The following is a 19,949-nucleotide window of genomic DNA, read 5'->3' as shown; positions in this document are numbered from 1 at the left end:
GATTACAAAATCAGTGTGTACAGCAATTGATAGAGAACGCCGACAATGGGCAACAACACCTTGGCCAGCACGCCTGTAATCAATAGCAAGATCAACAAACCATTCAGATAAGGTTCGGCGCGTTGCAGTTGGTCAGCTTTGGCGGGCGGCAAAACAAGGAGTAGCATCCGGCCGCCATCCATTGGCGGCAAGGGCACGAGGTTGAGGACCAACAACATCAGGTTGAAACCGATACCGGCCTGTCCCATCAGCATCATCGGCACTTGCAGACTGAAGTTGGGTAACACGATCGCCAGCTTCCAGACCAATGCCCATCCAATGGCCATCACCAGATGCGATGCCGGGCCTGCGGCGAACACCCAGAACAGATCGCGCTGCGGATTGCGCAAATTGCGTGCGTCCACGGGCGTAGGCCGCGCCCAGCCGAACAGAAAACTGGCGCCGCTCAGCATGCAGACCAACGGGATCAGCAATGTGCCAAGTGGGTCAATATGGCGGATCGGATTAAGCGAAACCCGACCCGCCAATGCGGCGGTCGAGTCGCCAAAGCGTTTTGCGACGTATGCATGTGCAGCTTCGTGCAACGTCAAGGCAAACAGGATAGGTAGCGACCAGATGCAAATCTTCTGGATCAGGTTCAGGTCCATCGAGCGGAATTTCCCGGGGCGTATTGCGCTGCATGATCGCATGGATCAGGGCAGCGGCGAAAATCGGAATGGCGCGTCTGGCGGGCGTCGGCGGCATTGTACCAAGCAGGAAGCGCGCCAGCCGTCGCAATCTGCAAAGGATAGCGCGCATGGGCAGCGTTAAGGCATCAGCCTCCGAACAAGGATGGATCGCCCTTGCCCACGCGGATGATCTCGGGCGCGCCATTGGACAGGTCGACCACGGTAGTGGGTTCCAGCCCGCAATAACCGCCTTCGATGACCAGATCCACATCGTGCTCAAGCCGGTCGCGGATTTCCCAGGCATCGGTGAGCGGATCCTCATCGCCGGGTAACAGCAGCGTGGACGACAGCAATGGTTCGCCCAGTTCTTCCAGCAGGGCCAGCGCCACTGGATGATGCGGCACGCGCAAACCAATGGTTTGCTTTTTGGGATGCCAGACCCGGCGCGGCGTTTCTTTAGTGGCCTGCAAAATAAAGGTGTAGCTGCCCGGTGTGGCCACTTTCAGCGCGCGATACGTGCTGTTGTCGACTTTGGCATAGGTGCCGATCTGCGACAGATCGCGGCACACCAGCGTGAAATGATGCTTGTCGTCCAGGCGGCGGATATGGCGGATGCGGTCAAGCGAATCTTTCGATTCGAGGCTACAGCCAATCGCATAACACGAATCGGTGGGATAAACGATCACGCCGCCTTTGCGGACGACGTCCACCGCTTGCTTGATCAAGCGCGGCTGGGGGGTTTCGGGGTGTACTGAAAAGAATTGGGCCATACCCGCCTAAATAAGGTCGAAAACAGGGCGCGTCAAGCCATGCCGCGCGCCCGCTCGCAATATCAATCGCACCAACGGCTCAGGCATCCAGCCAGTCTTGCCACACCGGCACGCAACCGATCGGCAAATCCGGATTCAGCCCGGGCTCGCGCGCGCCTTCGCCGGTGGCGTGGTAATCGGTACCGGAAGACGCTTCCAGTTCGAATTCTTGCGCCAGCCGGCCAAAACGGCCGATCTCTGCGGCGCCGTGGCACCCCGAAACCACTTCGATGCCCTCGCCGCCCAGACGGCGGAATTCGGTCAGCAACACGCGCATGGTTTCGTTGCCCATCTCATAGCGGCCCGGATGCGCCAATACCGCTTTGCCGCCCGCCGCGCGCACCCATTCGATGGCTTCGTGCAGCCGCGCCCATTCGTGTTCTACATAGCCAGGCTTGCCGCGCACCATAAAGCGCTTGAACACGGTTTTGGTATCTTTGCACGCGCCGATTTCAACCAGATAACGGGCAAAGTGGGTGCGGCTGATCATCTCGGGGTTATCGGCAAATTTGCGGGCGCCTTCCATCATGTTGTCGAGGCCCACTTTGGCCAGCGAGGCGCTCATGCGCTCGGCCCGCTCGGTACGGCCCGCGCGCACGCTGGCCAGACCCTGCTGCAACACATCGTTATCGCGATCGACATTCAGGCCCAGCATGTGCAGCGTGTGCTTGCCCCAGCTGACCGAAATCTCGACGCCATTAATCAGCTTAAGACCGTGCAGATCGGCCTCGATCTGCGCCTCGGGCAAGCCGCGCAAATCATCGTGGTCGGTAAGCGCAAACAGTTTGCAACCGCGCGCGGCGGCTTTGCGGACCACTTCCGCCGGCGGCAACAAGCCGTCGGAGACATTGGAGTGACAATGCAGATCAACCGGTGTCATGCAGGGAATACGCCTGTAGAAAGATAACGGTCACCCCGATCCGCGATGATCGAGACGATGACGGCATTTTCGACCTCAGCCGACAATTTGAGTGCCGCCGCCAAAGCGCCACCTGACGAGATGCCGGCAAAGATGCCTTCTTCACGCGCCAGGCGGCGGGTGGTGTCTTCGGCTTCTTGTTGGGTCACTTCCATCACGCGATCAATCTTGTTCCAGTCGCAAATATCGGGCACGTATTCTTGCGGCCATTTGCGAATACCCGGAATCGACGCGCCGTCACAGGGCTGCACGCCGACAATCTGGATGGCGCTGTTCTTTTCTTTAAGAAAGCGTTGCGTGCCCATGATGGTGCCGGTGGTGCCCATGCTGGAGACAAAATGGGTGACGCCGCCTTCAGTATCGCGCCAGATTTCCGGGCCGGTGGTCTGGTAGTGCGCGAGCGGATTATCGGGATTGGCAAACTGGTCGAGCATCAGACCTTTGCCTTGTCCACTCATGCTGACAGCCAGATCGCGCGCCGCTTCCATGCCGTCGGTAAGGATGACTTCGGCGCCAAACGCCTTCATGGTCTGTACACGTTCGATGCTGGAATTTTTGGGCATGATCAGCACCATGCGATAGCCCATCATGGCCGCGGCCATGGCCAGCGCGATGCCGGTATTGCCCGAGGTGGCTTCGACCAGCGTGTCGCCGGGTTTGATGTCGCCACGCGCCTGGGCTTGGCGGATCATCGACAGTGCGGGCCGGTCTTTGACCGAGCCAGCAGGATTATTGCCTTCGAGTTTAACCAGCACGACATTGCTGGTGTCGCCAGGCAAGCGCTTCAGCCGCACCAGCGGCGTGTTGCCGACGAAATCTTCGATGAATTTGTACATGGGCACTCCAATGGAGCCCCGATTATATAGGCTGTTGAGCCGTTGCAGCGCAGCCATCGCGCGACCCGGCAGTACTCGAAATCCTCATGGGCAATAGAGCCCACTCCGGTTTCTGCGTGCTGGCGGTCCGCACGCTGACTACACTGCAACGGCTCCGAGGCATTGCGGGGTAAACCGTCTGTGTGCAAGGACGTGCAGTATGAGGTTGGCTTTGCTGGGGCATACGGTGGGTCTGGACCCACCACTCAAAGTGGTGTGCGAGCGCTGCAATCGTGGCAATGGCTTTGAATGGTGGGTCCAGACCCACCCTATGCGATCACGCTAGCGGACGCTGGCTTGCTCTTGCGATCCATGTAGACGGCAGTCACAGCACGGCGTAGCGCGCGGCGATGGATTCGGGGACGGTCAGCGTAAGGCCGTCATGAACATCGAGTTCAAGTTCGGCGTAGTCATTGATGGCGCCAATGACGCCGCGCTCGGTAGATTGCAGCCCGCCGACCAGTACCACGCGGCAGCCGGCGGCAAGCGCCGATTCCATGCCGGCCGGGGCGTCTTCGAACACGATGCAATCGCGTGGATGAATGCCGAGTTTTTCAGCGGCTTGCAGGTACGGCTCGGGCGACGGTTTGCCACGGCTGACGGTCTCGGAGGTAACGATGGCGCGCGGCAACGCCAAACCGCATGCTTCGAAGCGCGCTTCCAGCACCGGGCGCGATGCCGAGGTAACCACAGCCCAATATTCCTGCGGCACGCGCGCCAGAAAATGGTCCGCGTTCGGCACCAGCTTGATGCCACCGGTGGTATCGGTTTCGATCTCTTCCATCCACGCGACTTCTGAAGCGACATCGAGATGCGGCGCAATCATGCGCAATGTGTCTTCGGTGCGTACGCCGTGCGTGTACGGCCGGATTTCTTCCAGATCGAAACCACGGCGTGCGCACCAGGCCGACCACGTACGATCCACCAGCACGTGCGAGTCGATCAGCGTGCCATCCATATCAAACAAAAAGGCCTGGGCTTGGTGACGGGGCATGATGCTTCCTGCAATTGAGCTTTGAATACACCGGAATATCGCGCACCGCCAGTCTTGTCGGGTTCGCTTATGGTGCATTTTTCTCTACAATCAGCTCACCCGGACCCCTAAGGTGTAACCCGTATGTTGACACGAGAAATGGTGGCTTATAGCCACGGCCAGCGCTGGCACTATCAGCGGCTCGATGTGGAACAGGTTCCCTTTATCTGGCATTACCACCCCGAATTCGAGTTAACGCTAACGCGTCGCGCGCGCGGGATGCGCTATGTGGGCGGCGATGTCGCGCCCTTTGGCGAGCTGGATCTGATGCTGGTGGGGCCCAACCAGGCGCATACGTGGCAGGCGCCGCGGCGCGTGGATGGCGCGCTGCATCAGGTGGAGGTGATCTTTTTTACGCGCGAATGGATAGAAGAACTGGCCGCTGGCGCGCTACCCGAAATGACCGGGCTGGCGCAGTGGCTGCGTGGCGCGCAAAACGGCGTGGAATTCAGCCTGCCTTGCGCCGAACGCATGACTGCCTTGTTTGACCGGCTTAAAAACGCGCGCGGATTGACCAAACTGGGCTGTTTGCTGGAAATCCTTGATGGTTTGCCACGCGATCATGGCGCGCGTTTTCTGGCCGGAGCGCGCAATCCGGATGTGCTGGATCAGCGCATCGAGCTCGCGTTGGCCTGGCTGCATCAGCATTATCGCGAGCCGGTCACACTGGCAGATCTGGCCGCCGTGGCGCGCACCAGCGAGGCGACACTCAAGCGGCTTTTGCGTGAGCAATTACGCGACAATATGTCGGGCTTGCTGGGCCAATTGCGCATCGGCCACGCCTGCAATCTGCTGATTACGACGCAACTGCAAGTGCAACTGGTGGGCGAACAAAGTGGCTTTCCTAGCCCCAGCCATTTCTACAAACAATTTGCGGCGGCTAAAGGGCTGTCGCCGGGCGATTTTCGCCGACGCTACCACTTAAGCCACCGCCAGAATGCGGCGCGCGACAATCTCGATACACCGGGGCTGCGCTTTCGCTATCGCATCGGCGAGCCCTCGGCCTCGTAATCGTCAGCGCGCCGCGCCGTTCTTATTTACGCAGCAATTCCTGCACGTACGATTGCACGCCCTGCTCCACCGTCAGGAACGGCTCGTCGTAGCCGGCTTCACGCAACAGCGTCAGGTCGGCCTCGGTAAAACTCTGATACTTGCCTTTGAGCGCATCAGGGAATTCGGTGTATTCCAGTACGCCTTCAGCCAGCGCCTCGGCCAGCGTTAACGTGCTTTTGCCCTCGGCAGCGCGACACGTGTTGATGACGGTCAGCGCCACGTCGTTAAACGGCTGCGCCTTGCCGGTGCCGACGTTATAGACACCGCAGATTTCCGCGTTATCAAGAAACCACAGGTTGACCTTGACCACGTCGTCCACCGAGATGAAATCGCGCGTGTGGCCACCGGCCGGGTAACCGCCGTATTCGCCAAACAGTTTGACCTTGCCCGTGGCGCGGTACTGGTTGAAGTTGTGAAACGCGACGGACGCCATGCGTTCTTTATGTTGCTCGCGCGGACCGTACACATTGAAATAGCGAAAGCCGACTGCCTGCGCGCTGAGATCATCCCAGCGTTGGCGCAGCACCTGATCGAACAACAGCTTGGAATAGCCATAGACGTTGAGCGGGGCTTCGCATTCCGGGTCTTCATGAAAGCCATTGCTGCCCGCGCCGTAGGTGGCCGCGCTGGAGGCATAGATAAACTGTACTTCTTCCGACTGGCACCATTCAAACAAACCCAAGGTGTACTGATAGTTGTTTTCCATCATGTACTTGCCGTTGTGCTCCATGGTGTCGGAGCACGCGCCTTGATGCAGCACGGCGGAAATCTGGCCGTCCCAGCGCCCGCTGGCCAGCTCGGCCAGAAAATCAGTCTTGTCGATGTAATGCGAAATCTGCAGATCCACCAGATTGCGGAATTTGTCACCGCGCGTGAGGTTATCCACCGCAATGATGTCAGTGTCGCCACGCTCGTTCAGCGCGCGTATCAGGTTGGAGCCGATCATGCCGGCCGCGCCGGTCACAACGATAGTCATAGCGGATGTCCTTGCCGTTAGGGCACTGAGGGTGTGCCTGCGATGGCGCGATTGTCGCTAAAAGCCCGCGCGGCGGCAATGTTTGTGCGGCCTGGCTCGGCTTCGCCGGCATCGACTTACCCGCCTTCCCGTCTTGGCATAAACCGCCGTTCGTCGCCGCAATGCCCTCGTCATAAAACTATACCTTGCATCACAAGGTACTGAATCGCTACTATCCATTCATCGTACTGTGCATTGCATGGTACTGAAAAGGAAACACCATGAAGATACAGCTCAAGAAAGGAACGCTGGATATGTGTGTGCTGGCGCTGCTGGCCCGCAAAGACAGTTATTCGTACGAAATTGCCAGCAATCTGGCGCAAGGCATGGATGTCAGTGAAGGCACGATCTATCCGCTGATGCGGCGGCTGCAAAACGAATCCTGGGTGAGTACCTACCTGGTCGAGTCGAGCAGCGGCCCGGCACGCAAGTACTACCGGTTAACACCGGAGGGGCAGCGCGAGCTGGCCAGCATGCGGCAGGAATGGCGCGAATTTGTCACTGAAGTTGAGAGCGTTCTAAACGCACAGACCACCGGATCAGCCACCGGTCTCGATGAGGAAGTACAAAAATGAATCAGAAATCTTTTCTCGACCAGCTTGAACGCGGTCTGCAAGACCTGCCCCGTGATGCCATCAGCGAAATCCTCTCGGATTACACCGAGTACTTTCACGATGCCCTGAGCGATGGCCGCTCCGAACAGGAAATCGCCGCCGCGCTGGGCGACCCGCGCCGCCTGGCGCGTGAGCTGAAAGTGCAGATGCACTATCGCACGTGGGAGCGCGAACGCAATGTATCCAGCCTGATGCGCACCATCGGTGCAATTGCGGGCCTGGGCGTGCTCAATTTCATTCTGGCCGTACCGTTCATGTTTTATTTGTGCCTGCTGACCTGCTTTATGGCGGTGAGCGTCATTTGCTCGATTACCGGGCTAATCATGGTGCTGATGTGGGGATCGCACACCGCCACTGGCTGGCCCAGTCTGCAAACGGCCAATCTGGGACCCGACGACGGCTACGTGAATATCACAGCGTTCCAGCCCGACAGTGACGACAGCAGCAAAACCGCCAAAGAAGCCGCCGATGCGCGGCGCAAGGAAATGGGCAGCGCCACTTCCGCACTGCATTACCACATGCCGGATATCGAGGTGGAATTGCGCGATGGCGATCAGATCAAGCTAACGAGCCGCAAAGGCGAAGTGGTGGCGCTTAAAAGTGAACACGGCCATCTGCAGCGCGCAGATGGCGGCAAGCTGGAAGACGATGACAGCTATAGCATGCGCCGCCGAGAAATCGGCAAGCTGAACGTGGTAACGGCCGATGGCGATACGGTGCAGATTGAGCGCGACGCCAAAACCGGCCACATTGACTGGTTCAGCATGGACCACGCCGGGGTCGCTTCCGCCATCGTCGTGCCCAAGCGTGCGGACGACACGGTACAACTAGTCATGGATGACGACGATGATTTCCACGTCATGACGCGCGCCAGCACGCCGAAAAAGGTGCTTGGATTTGGCCTGGCCCTGCTGGTGGGCGGTGTGGTGTGCTTTATCTTGCTGCTTTGGCTGGTGCGTATTACCTGGCGCGGCACGGTGAGTTTTGTGCGCTGGCAGTTTGGCCGGATTCAGGATGCGCGCACCGCCTGACGGCAAAAATACCTGGAAAGCGCGGTGAAAGGTCGCTGCGCGCTTTAAGGCAAAACCGGCATCATGGCAGGTGTTCCAAACCGGAGTACCGCCATGAACCGAAATCTGATCCAGGCGGCCCGCGCTATCTACACCACCGGCGCTGGCGCCATCAAACGCAAACTGACCACGCGTAGTCGCAGCGCCACGCAATCCAGCCCCCTGCCTTTATATAAAGGCAGCGCCGCCAGCGGCACCGATACAGCTACCGAAGCGCCCTATCTACTGGTGGCCGCCGAATTGCCGGAACAAAGTACGGCAGACTGGCTGGCCACGCTCAGTGCGCAACAACGCGTCAGTACCGAAGCGCCCGCCGTGAGCGGCAGCCACGTCGCCCCCACCCCGGCCAGCGTCTACGCGATCCCTGAACCCACTCCAACGACGTTTACTACCTCGGGCTAAGGCACCCTCGACAGTCTTAAAGCGGTAGCCGCATACCCGGTTGGGCATCAGCATACCAGGCCATCAACGCCGCAACGCCTTCCTCACCCTCGGCTGGGGTGCCCGGCAAATAGTCGGCCGGATCGATTGCCATATACGGCCCGTGCTTCACTTCAAAAATGACCCCGCCTGCATCCAGTGATAACACCGCGTGCCATGTGCCCGCTGGCGTTTCCAGCGTAGCCGCGCCTTCGCCCAGCACCGCGCGATCAATCACTACACCGGCATCATCAAAATGCAGCACCACAAAGCGACCGCGCAAGGGGTACAGCAATTCCCACGTATGCGGATGGCGATGCGGGCGTACGAAGGTGGCGGGCTCCATGGCGATGGCCAGACGCTGGATGGGGTCGTCCAGCTCTGGGTGCAGATTCAGGTTGGCGCGCTGACGCGGCGAGGCCGCGGCCTTGGCGGCGAGTTGATCGATATCGGACTGGCTGATCTGTTTCATGGGCACCTGAGCCTGGATGACGAAGGATGATGTGGCAATCAATAAAAAAACGGGCACATGATGCCCGTTTTTATGCCTACCCGCTTAGCGATGTATTAATGCTTTGCGTCGGTATTGGCCGGTTTGAAATAACGGCCGCCCGGCGCCCATTGGCCGTGCTGCAATTTTTGCGACATATCGGCCTCTTGCCCTGCCTTGCGCCCGGCCATGTCCAACGCGCTCATTTCCGGCGCCGGCGTCTGGCGCAGACCGCCCGACACCTCTTTGCCGCCAGCACGGGCACGACGCCGGGTCGGATTTTCCGGATGCGCTTTCATATAGCGACGCACTTTGGGACCATCATTGCCCAGTTTGTCCGGATCCAACGTATAGCCGTCGCCGCTGCGCGCATGCAACCCATCCCATACGCTGCTGATTTTCTGGCTGAGATCAAACTTGCCGATGTCGCTCCACACGCTGGTCTGTTGCCTGGTCATGCGGCGCGGTTTGGCGGGCTTGGTACTGGTCCACGCGGTCTGTTTAGGCGCGACGTCAATATCACCCTGCTGGGTTTTCAGCGTGGTGCCGCCCGCGTTAACCGTGTGATAAGTGCCGGGCTCTAATCCCGGCTGGCTGTTGTCGGTAACCACATCAACATCGTAATCGGTGCCGCGGATACCAATGGTGGCCGTGGGCGTTACCAGCTTGTAGCTGTCTTTGTTCATGCGCCCGATGGCCCCGGTAATCGAACGCAGCGCGCCTTGCGTCAGCGTCAGCCAACTGCGGCCGTTTTTCGGATTGTCGACATCAAACACATAGTCATCGATGCGCAGTTTGGCATTGGGGCGCAGCGTAAGGCTGGCGCCATCCTGCATGCTCAACACGGCCCAGCTATTGGGGCCCGCACTCACGGTGTCGCCCTTGTCGACGGCATCGCCCACTTTGACGGCCTGCGCCACACCCGAGGCATGCGCAACAGTGATCTGGCCATTCACTGCGGCCACCTTGCCAGCCACCGCAAAAGCAGCACTCGGGGCCAGCAAACTCAGGCCCAGCAACAACATACGTAATAGATTCCGCATCAGCACGGGGGCGCTCCGCATCGCAAGGGCATTATTATGATTCATTCCGTCAGACAGCATGGCAGTGTGCCTGTTTGTACACTGCCTGATCCATTCAGTTCCCACCCTGCGGTCGACAGCAGGAGCCTTACGGCAACAGAACTATATAAGAAATTGCTGTTATCTACCCATCAGGCACTTTCCCATCAGCTTTTTTCTTACAACATGTAGGCGATTCATACGGTGCCGCTGGCGGGACTGACATGGTCACCTTTTCAGATTGCAGCGTGCCCACATAGAATGCGCGGATGCTGAAAGACCTGATCGCCTCGTTCACCGACATCGCCTTCTTGCGCGATCTGTTTGCTTCGATTGCTTATGTGGCCGCGCTGGTCACCGTGCGCTCGCTGTTTGCCCGCGCCATCCTGCGACGCGAAGGCACCAAGCCCGAGGCGCGCCGACGTATGCTGGTCTATACCCGCAACGCCGGCCTGGTGCTGTTTGTGTTGGGCATGGTCATCATCTGGGGCCATGAGATCGAGGCGTTCGCAGTATCGCTGGTGGCCATCGCTGCCGCCATCGTGCTCGCCACCAAAGAAATGCTGATGTGCATCCTTGGCTCGGTTTATCGCACCACCGGCCGCGTGTTTGATATTGGCGATCGCATCGAAATCGCCAATCTGCGTGGGCGAGTCATTGATATCACCATCTTGTCGAGCACACTGATCGAATCCAGCGCCGCGTCGCCGCACAAAGGCACGGTTGGACGGGTGATTGTTTTTCCCAATTCGCTGCTGCTATCCAATCCGGTATTCAACGAGACCATGCTGGGCGCATATGTATTGCAGACCGTACACGTGGCCATCAGCCGCAGTGAGGACTGGCAGCGCGCCGAAACCGCCCTGCTGACCGCCGCCAATAATGTGATTGCTGATTATGCCGAGGACCTGGCCGCGCATGTGCGCGAGCTGGAGCGCACTTATGCGCTGGAACCCACACCCACCGAGCCGCGCGTACGCGTTGCGCTGGATGATCGCGAGGCAATTACGCTGCAGTTACAACTGCCGGTGCCGCTGGGCCGACGCGCGCGTATCGAGCAAATTGTGTTGCATGAATACCTGAAGAGCGTCGCTGCGGCTGACGACCTCCGCGCCGCCAGTAACCGCGCCGGTCAGATTAACGAATAATCAGAATATTGATATAACAATTCGGCAAGGGCCTTGCCCTTTTTCTCAATACCCCGTATAGTCCGTCCTTTCGCCCAGAGCTGGCAACGCTACTGATAGCGCCAACTCTCTGATATTCATCGCCCCTGACCTCTTCACCGCCCCTGCGTTTGTTCGTGATTGCGGTTCATATGTTGGTTAGGTCGATGCTTCGCCGGACACTTTGATTGATCCGGCTCACTTAACCAGGACTACAGCATGACGCTCGCTGCCCATGATCAGGCTTCAGATCAGGATATCACTTTCTCTTCGCTCGGCCTCGACGAAGACCTCTCCAAAGAACTGGCCTCGCAAGGCCTTGTAAACCCCACCCCGATTCAAGCTCATGCGATCCCCGTGCTGCTGCGCGGCGAAGATCTGATGGCTTCTGCACAAACCGGTACCGGCAAGACCGCCGCCTTCCTGTTGCCTGCAATCACCCGTCTGGCACGTCCCCCGGTTCACCACGGCAAAGGCCCGCGTGTTCTGGTGCTGACCCCGACGCGTGAACTGGCAGAACAGGTTTCCAAGGTTGCCGTTGCTTTTGCCCGTCGCATTCCGCGTTGCAAAGTGGTGAGCGTGGTCGGTGGCGTGCCTTACCCGGTTCAACACAAACAACTGGCGCAACCGGTTGAAGTGCTGGTTGCTACCCCGGGCCGTCTGATGGACCTGATGCGTAGCGGTCGTATCGACTTCCGTCGCCTCGAAATGCTGGTGCTGGACGAAGCCGACCGCATGCTGGACATGGGTTTCATCGACGACATCGAAGAAATCGTCGGCCAACTGCCGCCGGAACGCCAGACCGCCCTGTTCTCCGCCACGCTGTCGCAAACCGTGCAAACGTTTGCCGCACCGATGCTGCGCAATCCGCAGAAAGTGGAACTGGCTCCGCAAGGTCTGCCGACCGCTAACGTGGAACAATCGGTGCATTACGCCGATGGTTACGAACACAAACTGAAACTGACCGCTGCACTGGCTCAAGCCCTGCCGGACACCCAGTCGATCGTGTTTGTCGCCACCAAGGTCGACGCTGACAGCATCTCCGACTGGCTGAAGCTGGAAGGCCTGCGCGCTGATGCCATGCACGGCGATCTGCCGCAACGCACCCGCCGTAAAGTGCTGGACAAGCTGCGCCGTGGCGAGATCGACATGCTGATCGCCACCGACGTTGCCGCCCGTGGTATTGACGTGGCCGGCATCGGCCAGGTGATCAACTTTGATCTGCCGCGTTTCTCGGAAGATTACATTCACCGTATCGGTCGTACCGGTCGTGCCGGTCGTTCGGGCCGCGCTGTATCGCTGGTCACCAAAAACGACTTCATGCTGCTGACGCGTATCCGTAAACGCTATCAGATCGACTTCGGCACCATGGCCATGGAAGGTCTGGAAGCGCGCTTCCAGCCGGCAGCCCGCGGTGAGCGTGGCGGCGATCGCGGCAATGACCGCGGTGGTCGTGGCTTTGGCGGCGGTGGTCGTCCGCAAGGTGGTAACGGTGGCCGCGGTGGTTACGCTGGCAAGCCGCGCGAAGGCGGTTACAACCGTGATTCCGCACCGCGTGAAGGTGGCTACAACCGTGACTCGGCACCGCGCGAAGGTGGTTTTAACCGCGCTGATGACAACGGCGAACGCACTTTCAGCCGTGCGCCGCGTGAAGGCGGTTACAACCGCGAAGGTGGTTTCAACCGTGATTCCGCACCGCGTGAAGGTGGTTTCAAGCGCGAAGGTGGCTTCAATCGTGATTCCGCTCCGCGTGAAGGCGGCTTCAAGCGCGAAGGTGGCTTCAACCGTGACTCCGCACCGCGTGAAGGTGGTTTCAAGCGCGAAGGTGGTTTCAGCCGCGATGCAGCTGCACCGCGTGAAGGTGGCTTCAAACGTGAAGGCGGTTTCAACTCCGCTCCGCGTGAAGGCGGTTTCAAGCGTGAAGGCGCTCGTGATGGCGCTCCGCGTAGCGACCGTGCTATCCGTGGCGAATTTGCCCGTCGCAACAACCGCGGCGAGTAATTAGCAAGACAGCCGGGCTCGCCCGGCTAAATACAAATGCCTCCTTTTTGGGGGCATTTGTATTTTCAGCTTTCAAAACCGCATCAAACCATGACCGCAGTCCATATTCGCCTCGTTACACTGGCCGACTTACCCGCCATCGACGCCATTCAGCAAGCGTGTTATCCGGCTGGTTTTCATGAACCGATCGCCGCATTTGCCAGCAAACTGCAGACGTCCCCGCATTCCAGCTGGCTGGCGGAGCACGCCGGCCGCATAGTCGGCTACTTTTTTACCCATCCATGGAGTGGCGCGCAGCCGCCCAAACTGGGCCAGCCCCTGCCCACTCCCGCCGCAGCCGCCGATACCCATTTCTGGCACGATCTCGCCGTACTGCCGCAATCACGCGGCAACGGTGTCGCGCCCGCACTGGTCCAACACGCCTTGGCATGGGGCCGCGCCCACGGCTTTCGTCACACGCGTCTGGTAGCGGTGCTGCAGGCCGAAGGCTTCTGGCAGCGCTGGGGTTTCGAGGCCGAACGCAATATCGAAGGCTATGGCGATGCGGCCGTCTTGATGCGACTGGCCGCAAACGTCGAGGCCTGAGAACGCGCAGCAATCGCGCCGGGGCTAGCCACATTCGCTAGAATGACAAGATTACCGACCGGAGCCTACTCATGATCAAACGCAATCGCCCTTCCCGCCGTGGTCGCAGTCCGGCGGATGAAGTGGATCTGATCCGGCTTTCTGAAGGCATGGCCAGCTCCACCAGCCGCCTTGAAGACCAGTTCTGGCAAACCCGCCTGTCGACGCTCGTCGAACGCCTGCTTAAAGATAAAGAAGAAGACACGCTAAACGGCGCGCTCGACCAGTTGAGCGAAAACGACGTCGAAGCCTACAACGCCCTGGCCGACACCATCGAAAGCGTGTGCGAATCGACCACGATCACCCTCGACGGCGACACCTACGATGTCCTGATGTTTAGCGCCCCGTTACTGACGTGGTCGCGCTGGCAAATCGCCTCGGGCAATATCCCGGCCGAAACGCTGCGTAATCTGCGTACCCAATTGGGCGCACATGTTTTTGCGCGCAATGCGCGAATTGGCATTGGCGACTTTTTATATAGCCCCGATCAGTTGCCGCGCGGTTTTGTGCCGACGCTGGAATTGCTGCAATCGCTGACGCAAGCTGCATTCAGCAGCGGCGTATTTGCCGTGCCTGCGGGCCTGCCTGAAACCCGGCCATTTTTGTCGGATACACGTTATGTGATCGGTGTGGTGGTCGTGCCGCAAGGCGGCGCGCTATTTCGCTGGCAAGAAGAAGACGGTGATAGCGATGAATCCATTGATCAGTGGCAACGCCAGGGTGGCGCAGCCTTGACGCCGCTGCTGCCCGGCGCGGCCTTCGAAGCGTTATTGCCCGGCGCCTATCACACCACCTGGCGCGAAGCCGACCGCGCCTCGCGCGCGTATTCCTTGCGTGCCACTGTGGCCTTTTTGATGCTGACGCTCAATCTGGGCGCACGCGAATTGCAAGCGGTCATCGGCCCCTTCCAGGGCAAACGACTGGAAGAATATCGTGTCGGTTTCTTGCGCCGCGGCGAAGACAAAGTGCTGCATGGCGTGGTCTGGCCGCTACTGGATGGCGAAGACGAACACACCGATTGCGTGGCCGAAATCGAAGCCGTGCTAAAAGAAATTGGCATCGTCGATATCATGGTGCACGAGCATGATTTTCCGCTCGATTATTGCGATGATTGTGGCTCGCCGCTATACCCGACGCCCGAAGGCGAATTGCTGCATACCGAAATGCCCGAAGAAGTGGAAACAGTTGATACGCCGCGCCATTTGCATTAACAGTTAATCCAGCGCGCAATCAAAAAGGGGCATCCATGTGGACGCCCCTTTTAATTAAACTTGATCCGGCAACTGCTACACGAGCCCACGCGCCGACAATTCGCTCTTTAGATAAGCATAAAACACCGGGGCTGCGGCCAATCCGGCAATGCCAAATAGCGACTCCATCAAGAGCATCGCCAGCAAAATCTCCCAGGCACTGGCCCGAATCCGCGTGCCAACAATCTTGGCGTTCAAAAAATATTCCAGCTTATGAATCAGCACCAGAAACACCAGGGAGCCACCGGCAATCTGCAATGAATGCGACAGGCTCACCACAATGATCACCGTATTTGAAATCAGGTTACCGATCACCGGCAATAAGCCGACAATGAATGACACCAGAATCATGGTTTTAACCAGCGGCAAGTGCACGCCGCAAGCAGGCAAAATAACTGCCAGATAAATCGCGGTAAACACAGTATTGATGGCAGAAATACGGACCTGCGCAAACACCACTTGCCTGAACGAATAAGTAAACAAGCGCACGCGACGCATTAGAGCGGCCGATAACGGCTTGATATGCGAATCCAGCAGAACATCATGCACCGCAACCATCACGCCAATTACCAACCCGATTAATCCATGCACAAAAGCCATGCCGGCTTCGGTGCCAAAGATGCGCATTTCAGTGGAATGGGCGCGCAGCCAATCCACGCTCATGTTACGGATTTCATCGCTGCTATTGGGCAGATTGTCGGCAATCCAGGGCGGCAAGGTATTGCTGGCGTCATCGATAATCACGGCCATGCGGCCGAACAAAGCGGACAAGCCTGCCTCACTGCGTACAAACGCGGCCGTGGCAATGCCCAGCGCCACAAACAACCCGATCACCACCGCCACGAGCAGAATAGCCACCAGCAGGCGCCCGCGCATGCCTTTGGCCAGGCGAGAAACCACCGGTGCGAGGGAATGAATCAGCGTAAAAGCAATCAGACCGGTAAATAGCGCGGGCACCAGATGCAACAGCAGCACGCCGAGCAAGATTACAAAAGCGATGATCCACGCGGCGGTATCCAGCTTGAAATTGCCGGGCATTACACACGGGGGTTCTTGCAGCGGGGCTTTTTTAGCAGTCACATCCAGACCAGAAAAAATAAAGAAGTTGCCAAGAATAGCGGACATTAGCGGCAATGCGAATACGGCCTGCCACGCCCAGTGGCAGCGAACCGTGACAACGCCGCACGGGTTCCGCGCGTTTCTACTAACATCAGCAGCACAAAACAATTTGCCCTACCACGGAGAACATCATGCACATCACCCGCTTAATGCGCCTTGCCCTTCCCGCTGCGCTGGCCGCAACGCTGGCGACCACCACTTACGCTGCCCTGCCGGTGGGCAGCACCGCGCCCGCGTTTACCACGCAGGCTTCGCTGGGCGGCAAGGTTTACAACTTCTCGCTCGGCGATGCGCTGAAAAAAGGCCCGGTGGTGCTGTATTTTTATCCGGCCGCGTTTACCAAAGGCTGCACGATTGAAGCACACGACTTTGCCGCCGCAATTGATAAATATCAGGTACTGGGCGCCACCGTCATTGGCGTATCGGCCGATGATATTGAAACGTTGAACAAATTTTCAGTATCGGAATGCCGCAGCAAATTTGCAGTCGCATCCGATGCCGACAAGAAAATCATGGGTGCATATGACGCGGTACTTGGCTTTAAATACGCCAATCGCACTTCGTATGTGATTAGCCAGGACGGCAAAATCGCCTACGAATACACCGCGCTTAATCCGGATAAACACGTCGAAAACACCTTGGCCGCAGTGCGCGCGCTGGTGACCACCAAAGGTTCGGGCAGCAGCACGGCCGACTAGAACTGGCCGCGGCCGCCCACACCGGTTTACTCAACTTCGTGGTGGCTGCGGAAATTTTCCAAAGCCTCTTTGCCTTCGGGCGAGAGGCGAAACAAACCCAGCTCGTTTTCGGTGACATAACCCAGTTGCATTAACTGGCGTTTTTCCTGCTCGCCCACAGTTAATTGCAATAACGGCGATTCATCCAGCGTCTTTAGCGCGTTGTAGACCGCCAAGGTCATAGGCGCGGTCGATGCAGTGGTAAGGATCGGTTCCATGGCTAGCTCCTGGCCGATGCGGCAAATGCCGCGACCCTGCTATCTTGCGCCGATCGCGTTTCGATTCCCGTCCGCAGCGCACGCAGATTGTTGTAGGCCGCCCTGCCACTGGGCTGCACACCCAGTCGATGCGCCGCGCCACATATCACATCGTGATATATTTCGCCCCCTTTCCAGATCAAACAACAGGCACGTTGCGCATGCATGCATTTCTCCACTGGCTGCATGGCTTTAGGCCCGCGCCCACCACCGCCAGCCGACGCGAACGGATTCTGGGCTGTGTCGGCGCAGCGCTGGGTCTATGGGCGACCGAAGTGGTGGCGCGCCATGCCTTGGGCGAACTCAATCCATGGTTTATCGCCCCGATGGGCGCTTCGGCGGTCCTGCTGTTTGCCGTGCCCGCCAGCCCACTTGCGCAACCGTGGTCCATCGTCGGCGGTAATTTGATCGCCGCCTGCGTGGGCGTGGCGGCTGGCTTGCTGCTCGGCCACACCGGCTTCGCCGCGGCGGTGGCGGCCGCCATCGCGATCGCCTTGATGTTTGAAGCGCGCTGCATCCACCCACCCAGCGGCGCAGTCGCCTTGACGGCCGTGCTCGGCGGGCCCGCCGTGTACCGGCTCGGATTCGGCTTTGTGCTGTGGCCAGTGCTGCTCGATTCGCTGTTATTGCTCGCCTACGCCTTACTGTTCAACAACGCGCTGCAACGGCGCTATCCGCATCGCATCAGCGACCGCGCCAACGTCAACCATCAAGTCAGCCCACCCCTGCCTGCGGGCGGCGGCGTCACGCGGGATGATTTACGCGCAGTGTTGTCTGCGCGCGGCGAGCTGGTCGATATCAGCGAAGAAGACCTTGAAGAAATCATCTACGCCGCAGAAATGCGTGCCCTGTTTCGCGCCAGCCGCACCACTGCGAACCCGCCTGCGGCATGAAACTTGCATATAACAAAGGTATATTCCTCGCACGCCACCGTCTGGAGCACCTTGCCGTGCCTGTTTTAACCCAATTCATTTTTAACCGGGCCTGACTGCCATGCTGCGCGTGTTGCTGGTCACCGACACTGCCAAAGCCATCGGCGAATTGCGCGCCACGCTGTTACAGCAAGATTATGACGTACTGCCCGATGCGGTCAGTTCCACTGCGCTGTTATGGGCCGTAGAGCAGCAGCGCCCTGATGTGGTGATCATCGATACCGAAAGCCCGTCGCGCGACACGCTGGAACAACTGGCCGTGATGAACGCAACCGCACCCCGACCCGTGGTGATGTTTACCCCCGACGCCAACCAGCAACTGATCCGTGCCGCCGTCGGTGCAGGCGTCACCACCTATGTCGTTGACGGTCTGGCCGCAGAGAAACTCTCCCCCATTATCGAGGTTGCGCTGGTGCGTTTTGCCGAGGACGACCGGCTGCGACAACGCCTGGCCAAGGTGGAACAACAGCTGTCAGATCGTAAATTGATCGATCGCGCCAAAGGCGTGCTGATGGACAAGCGCGGCCTGACTGAAGCCGCTGCCTATGAACTCTTGCGCACGCAAGCCATGAAGCAAGGCCAGAAGCTGGCCGATGTGGCGCGCCAACTGATTAATATGTCCGATCTGCTCGGCTAAGGAAATCCAGCAATGCACGCCTCCCTGCCCGCATCTGGCGCCCCGGAAAAAGCCACGCTACGGCTGGGCTTTGTCGCGCTGACCGACTGCGCGCCGCTGCTCGTGGCCCAACGTTTTGCCGCCAGCGCCGGGCTGGAACTGCAATTGCTGCGTCAGCCGTCCTGGGCGGCGTTGCGCGATAAACTGCTCAGTGGCGAACTCGATGCCGCGCATGCGCTATACGGCCTGGCCTACGGTGTGCAACTGGGGATAGGTGGGCCGCAAGCGGATATGGCGGCATTGATGACGCTGAACCAGAATGGCCAGGCCATCACCCTGTCGCCGGCGCTCGCCCAGCAATTGCGCAGTGGCCAGAGCCTGCGCCAGATTGTCGCCACCAGCCCGCGCGAGTTGGTGTTTGCGCAGACCTTTCCGACTGGCACCCATGCGATGTGGCTGTATTACTGGCTGGCGGCGCAGGGCGTGCATCCCTTGAACGATGTGCAGTCGGTGGTGATCGCACCGTCCGAAATGAGCGCCACACTGGCCAGCGGGCGCCTTGACGGGTTCTGCGCCGGCGAGCCATGGCACGCTGTGGCAGCACAAGCCGGCGCTGGCGTCACCTGGATCGTCAGCAGCGAAATCTGGCCCGAGCATCCAGAAAAAATCCTTGCCTGCCGCCGCGACTTTGCCGCGCTTTACCCCAACAGTGCGCGTGCACTGATCCGCTGCGTGCTGCAGGCTTGCCGCTGGCTTGATGCCGACAGCATGCATCGGGCCGAAGCCGCACGTATGCTGGCCCAGCCGCAATATCTGAACCAGCCGGAAGCACTGATCTTGCCGCGTCTGCTCGGCCAGTTTCCGCCGCGCACGGATACACCGGAGCCGGTGCGCTTCTTTGGCAACGGCACGGTCACCTATCCGTGGTTATCCGATGGCGCATGGTTTGTCAGCCAATACCAGCGCTGGGGCTATATCAAACGCGACATCGAGCCGATGACCATAGCCGCAGGCATCAACCAGACTGCCTTGTATCGCCAGGCCGCCGCTGAACTCGGCATCGCCTGCCCGGACGGCGACGTGCGCCAAAGCGTATTAATGGACGGCACGCACTGGCCTTGATGGCACCGGGGCCGGGCCCACGGTCTGCTGTCGCGCCCCAAAAAGGTTAATGCAGCGGCATAACGGGCCATGGTTGTGCACGCTGTGCCGCGCCCCTG

Annotated in this window: 22 protein-coding genes; 12 read left to right on the top strand and 10 right to left on the bottom strand. The window is 59.2% G+C overall.

What is annotated here, in order from left to right:
• Nucleotides 1–2: 2 nt before the first annotated feature.
• The 5 genes from WG78_RS16820 to WG78_RS16800 all read right to left on the bottom strand — a co-directional run bounded on the left by WG78_RS16820 (nucleotide 3) and on the right by WG78_RS16800 (nucleotide 4,265).
• Nucleotides 3–647: a site-2 protease family protein gene (locus WG78_RS16820; protein ID WP_053939002.1), complete on the bottom strand. Its 645-nt coding sequence runs from the start codon at nucleotides 645–647 to the stop codon at nucleotides 3–5.
• 167 nt (nucleotides 648–814) lie between these two features.
• Nucleotides 815–1,438, bottom strand: coding sequence for an L-threonylcarbamoyladenylate synthase (locus tag WG78_RS16815; RefSeq protein WP_053939001.1), 624 nt, complete (start codon nucleotides 1,436–1,438; stop codon nucleotides 815–817).
• Between the two features lie 79 nt (nucleotides 1,439–1,517).
• A complete protein-coding gene (locus WG78_RS16810; protein WP_053939000.1) occupies nucleotides 1,518–2,357 on the bottom strand; it encodes a 3',5'-nucleoside bisphosphate phosphatase in 840 nt (279 codons plus the stop codon).
• A complete protein-coding gene (gene cysM / locus WG78_RS16805; RefSeq protein WP_053939052.1) occupies nucleotides 2,354–3,232 on the bottom strand; it encodes a cysteine synthase CysM in 879 nt (292 codons plus the stop codon). Before cysM ends, WG78_RS16810 begins: the two co-directional genes overlap by 4 nt.
• Nucleotides 3,233–3,596: 364 nt before the next feature.
• Nucleotides 3,597–4,265: an HAD-IA family hydrolase gene (locus tag WG78_RS16800; RefSeq protein WP_053938999.1), complete on the bottom strand. Its 669-nt coding sequence runs from the start codon at nucleotides 4,263–4,265 to the stop codon at nucleotides 3,597–3,599.
• A gap of 123 nt (nucleotides 4,266–4,388) precedes the next feature.
• Here WG78_RS16800 and WG78_RS16795 point away from each other — a divergent pair, with 123 nt between their 5' ends.
• A complete protein-coding gene (locus WG78_RS16795; RefSeq protein ID WP_083459271.1) occupies nucleotides 4,389–5,315 on the top strand; it encodes a helix-turn-helix domain-containing protein in 927 nt (308 codons plus the stop codon).
• 22 nt (nucleotides 5,316–5,337) lie between these two features.
• Here WG78_RS16795 and rfaD read toward each other — a convergent pair whose 3' ends face one another.
• Complete coding sequence (rfaD, locus tag WG78_RS16790) at nucleotides 5,338–6,333, bottom strand: ADP-glyceromanno-heptose 6-epimerase (protein WP_053938997.1); 996 nt, start codon at nucleotides 6,331–6,333, stop codon at nucleotides 5,338–5,340.
• Nucleotides 6,334–6,593: 260 nt separating this feature from the next.
• Between rfaD and WG78_RS16785 the strand changes: the two genes are divergently transcribed.
• The 3 genes from WG78_RS16785 to WG78_RS16775 all read left to right on the top strand — a co-directional run bounded on the left by WG78_RS16785 (nucleotide 6,594) and on the right by WG78_RS16775 (nucleotide 8,458).
• Nucleotides 6,594–6,947 carry a PadR family transcriptional regulator gene (locus tag WG78_RS16785; protein WP_053938996.1) on the top strand — a complete coding sequence of 118 codons (354 nt, stop codon included), beginning with the start codon at nucleotides 6,594–6,596 and terminating at the stop codon, nucleotides 6,945–6,947.
• Nucleotides 6,944–8,017: a DUF1700 domain-containing protein gene (locus tag WG78_RS16780; RefSeq protein WP_053938995.1), complete on the top strand. Its 1,074-nt coding sequence runs from the start codon at nucleotides 6,944–6,946 to the stop codon at nucleotides 8,015–8,017. Before WG78_RS16785 ends, WG78_RS16780 begins: the two co-directional genes overlap by 4 nt.
• Nucleotides 8,018–8,110: 93 nt before the next feature.
• The gene (locus WG78_RS16775; RefSeq protein ID WP_053938994.1) at nucleotides 8,111–8,458 is read left to right on the top strand and encodes a hypothetical protein; all 348 of its coding nucleotides are present in this window, start codon (nucleotides 8,111–8,113) and stop codon (nucleotides 8,456–8,458) included.
• Nucleotides 8,459–8,474: 16 nt separating this feature from the next.
• Here WG78_RS16775 and WG78_RS16770 read toward each other — a convergent pair whose 3' ends face one another.
• Complete coding sequence (locus WG78_RS16770) at nucleotides 8,475–8,948, bottom strand: WbuC family cupin fold metalloprotein (protein ID WP_053938993.1); 474 nt, start codon at nucleotides 8,946–8,948, stop codon at nucleotides 8,475–8,477.
• A gap of 95 nt (nucleotides 8,949–9,043) precedes the next feature.
• Nucleotides 9,044–10,009: a FecR family protein gene (locus WG78_RS16765; RefSeq protein ID WP_236692067.1), complete on the bottom strand. Its 966-nt coding sequence runs from the start codon at nucleotides 10,007–10,009 to the stop codon at nucleotides 9,044–9,046.
• A gap of 287 nt (nucleotides 10,010–10,296) precedes the next feature.
• Here WG78_RS16765 and WG78_RS16760 point away from each other — a divergent pair, with 287 nt between their 5' ends.
• From WG78_RS16760 to WG78_RS16745, 4 genes are all read left to right on the top strand, one after another.
• Nucleotides 10,297–11,175 (top strand): mechanosensitive ion channel family protein, encoded by an 879-nt coding sequence (locus WG78_RS16760; RefSeq protein ID WP_053938991.1) that lies wholly within the window; start codon nucleotides 10,297–10,299, stop codon nucleotides 11,173–11,175.
• Between the two features lie 237 nt (nucleotides 11,176–11,412).
• A complete protein-coding gene (locus WG78_RS16755) occupies nucleotides 11,413–13,194 on the top strand; it encodes a DEAD/DEAH box helicase (RefSeq protein ID WP_083459267.1) in 1,782 nt (593 codons plus the stop codon).
• A gap of 90 nt (nucleotides 13,195–13,284) precedes the next feature.
• Nucleotides 13,285–13,779 carry a GNAT family N-acetyltransferase gene (locus WG78_RS16750; RefSeq protein ID WP_053938990.1) on the top strand — a complete coding sequence of 165 codons (495 nt, stop codon included), beginning with the start codon at nucleotides 13,285–13,287 and terminating at the stop codon, nucleotides 13,777–13,779.
• A 71-nt stretch (nucleotides 13,780–13,850) separates the two neighbouring features.
• A complete protein-coding gene (locus WG78_RS16745; RefSeq protein ID WP_053938989.1) occupies nucleotides 13,851–15,029 on the top strand; it encodes a DUF2863 family protein in 1,179 nt (392 codons plus the stop codon).
• 75 nt (nucleotides 15,030–15,104) lie between these two features.
• Here the strand turns inward: WG78_RS16745 and WG78_RS16740 are convergent, their stop codons facing one another.
• Entirely contained in the window at nucleotides 15,105–16,193 is a 1,089-nt protein-coding gene (locus WG78_RS16740; RefSeq protein WP_201782472.1) for an AI-2E family transporter, read from the bottom strand.
• Between the two features lie 125 nt (nucleotides 16,194–16,318).
• Between WG78_RS16740 and WG78_RS16735 the strand changes: the two genes are divergently transcribed.
• On the top strand, nucleotides 16,319–16,885 hold the full coding sequence (locus tag WG78_RS16735) for a peroxiredoxin (RefSeq protein WP_053938988.1): 567 nt from the start codon (nucleotides 16,319–16,321) through the stop codon (nucleotides 16,883–16,885).
• A gap of 26 nt (nucleotides 16,886–16,911) precedes the next feature.
• Here WG78_RS16735 and WG78_RS16730 read toward each other — a convergent pair whose 3' ends face one another.
• The gene (locus tag WG78_RS16730) at nucleotides 16,912–17,142 is read right to left on the bottom strand and encodes a hypothetical protein (RefSeq protein ID WP_053938987.1); all 231 of its coding nucleotides are present in this window, start codon (nucleotides 17,140–17,142) and stop codon (nucleotides 16,912–16,914) included.
• Between the two features lie 200 nt (nucleotides 17,143–17,342).
• Between WG78_RS16730 and WG78_RS16725 the strand changes: the two genes are divergently transcribed.
• The 3 genes from WG78_RS16725 to WG78_RS16715 all read left to right on the top strand — a co-directional run bounded on the left by WG78_RS16725 (nucleotide 17,343) and on the right by WG78_RS16715 (nucleotide 19,851).
• The gene (locus tag WG78_RS16725) at nucleotides 17,343–18,074 is read left to right on the top strand and encodes an HPP family protein (protein WP_053938986.1); all 732 of its coding nucleotides are present in this window, start codon (nucleotides 17,343–17,345) and stop codon (nucleotides 18,072–18,074) included.
• A gap of 100 nt (nucleotides 18,075–18,174) precedes the next feature.
• Entirely contained in the window at nucleotides 18,175–18,750 is a 576-nt protein-coding gene (locus WG78_RS16720) for an ANTAR domain-containing response regulator (protein WP_053938985.1), read from the top strand.
• 12 nt (nucleotides 18,751–18,762) lie between these two features.
• Nucleotides 18,763–19,851, top strand: a complete 1,089-nt coding sequence (locus tag WG78_RS16715) for a CmpA/NrtA family ABC transporter substrate-binding protein (protein WP_053938984.1) — start codon at nucleotides 18,763–18,765, stop codon at nucleotides 19,849–19,851.
• The last annotated feature ends 98 nt before the right edge of the window (nucleotides 19,852–19,949 follow it).

Origin of the sequence: Amantichitinum ursilacus, from assembly GCF_001294205.1 — a bacterium.
GTDB lineage: Bacteria > Pseudomonadota > Gammaproteobacteria > Burkholderiales > Chitinibacteraceae > Amantichitinum > Amantichitinum ursilacus.
The sequence above is the reverse complement of the archived record's forward strand: the minus strand, read 5'-3'. Positions and strand labels throughout refer to the sequence as shown.

Bases quoted from the DNA above. Each gene is read 5' to 3' on its own strand.
- WG78_RS16810 (WP_053939000.1), bottom strand. From the start codon at position 2,357: ATGACACCGGTTGATCTGCATTGTCACTCCAATGTCTCCGACGGCTTG.
- WG78_RS16745 (WP_053938989.1), top strand. From the start codon at position 13,851: ATGATCAAACGCAATCGCCCTTCCCGCCGTGGTCGCAGTCCGGCGGAT.
- WG78_RS16780 (WP_053938995.1), top strand. From the start codon at position 6,944: ATGAATCAGAAATCTTTTCTCGACCAGCTTGAACGCGGTCTGCAAGAC.
- WG78_RS16730 (WP_053938987.1), bottom strand. From the start codon at position 17,142: ATGGAACCGATCCTTACCACTGCATCGACCGCGCCTATGACCTTGGCG.
- WG78_RS16770 (WP_053938993.1), bottom strand. From the start codon at position 8,948: ATGAAACAGATCAGCCAGTCCGATATCGATCAACTCGCCGCCAAGGCC.
- WG78_RS16750 (WP_053938990.1), top strand. From the start codon at position 13,285: ATGACCGCAGTCCATATTCGCCTCGTTACACTGGCCGACTTACCCGCC.
- WG78_RS16720 (WP_053938985.1), top strand. From the start codon at position 18,175: ATGCTGCGCGTGTTGCTGGTCACCGACACTGCCAAAGCCATCGGCGAA.
- WG78_RS16760 (WP_053938991.1), top strand. From the start codon at position 10,297: ATGCTGAAAGACCTGATCGCCTCGTTCACCGACATCGCCTTCTTGCGC.
- WG78_RS16740 (WP_201782472.1), bottom strand. From the start codon at position 16,193: ATGTCCGCTATTCTTGGCAACTTCTTTATTTTTTCTGGTCTGGATGTG.
- WG78_RS16765 (WP_236692067.1), bottom strand. From the start codon at position 10,009: ATGCGGAATCTATTACGTATGTTGTTGCTGGGCCTGAGTTTGCTGGCC.
- WG78_RS16785 (WP_053938996.1), top strand. From the start codon at position 6,594: ATGAAGATACAGCTCAAGAAAGGAACGCTGGATATGTGTGTGCTGGCG.
- WG78_RS16755 (WP_083459267.1), top strand. From the start codon at position 11,413: ATGACGCTCGCTGCCCATGATCAGGCTTCAGATCAGGATATCACTTTC.
- WG78_RS16800 (WP_053938999.1), bottom strand. From the start codon at position 4,265: ATGCCCCGTCACCAAGCCCAGGCCTTTTTGTTTGATATGGATGGCACG.
- cysM (WP_053939052.1), bottom strand. From the start codon at position 3,232: ATGTACAAATTCATCGAAGATTTCGTCGGCAACACGCCGCTGGTGCGG.
- WG78_RS16820 (WP_053939002.1), bottom strand. From the start codon at position 647: ATGGACCTGAACCTGATCCAGAAGATTTGCATCTGGTCGCTACCTATC.
- WG78_RS16715 (WP_053938984.1), top strand. From the start codon at position 18,763: ATGCACGCCTCCCTGCCCGCATCTGGCGCCCCGGAAAAAGCCACGCTA.
- WG78_RS16775 (WP_053938994.1), top strand. From the start codon at position 8,111: ATGAACCGAAATCTGATCCAGGCGGCCCGCGCTATCTACACCACCGGC.
- WG78_RS16735 (WP_053938988.1), top strand. From the start codon at position 16,319: ATGCACATCACCCGCTTAATGCGCCTTGCCCTTCCCGCTGCGCTGGCC.
- WG78_RS16815 (WP_053939001.1), bottom strand. From the start codon at position 1,438: ATGGCCCAATTCTTTTCAGTACACCCCGAAACCCCCCAGCCGCGCTTG.
- WG78_RS16795 (WP_083459271.1), top strand. From the start codon at position 4,389: ATGTTGACACGAGAAATGGTGGCTTATAGCCACGGCCAGCGCTGGCAC.
- WG78_RS16725 (WP_053938986.1), top strand. From the start codon at position 17,343: ATGCATGCATTTCTCCACTGGCTGCATGGCTTTAGGCCCGCGCCCACC.
- rfaD (WP_053938997.1), bottom strand. From the start codon at position 6,333: ATGACTATCGTTGTGACCGGCGCGGCCGGCATGATCGGCTCCAACCTG.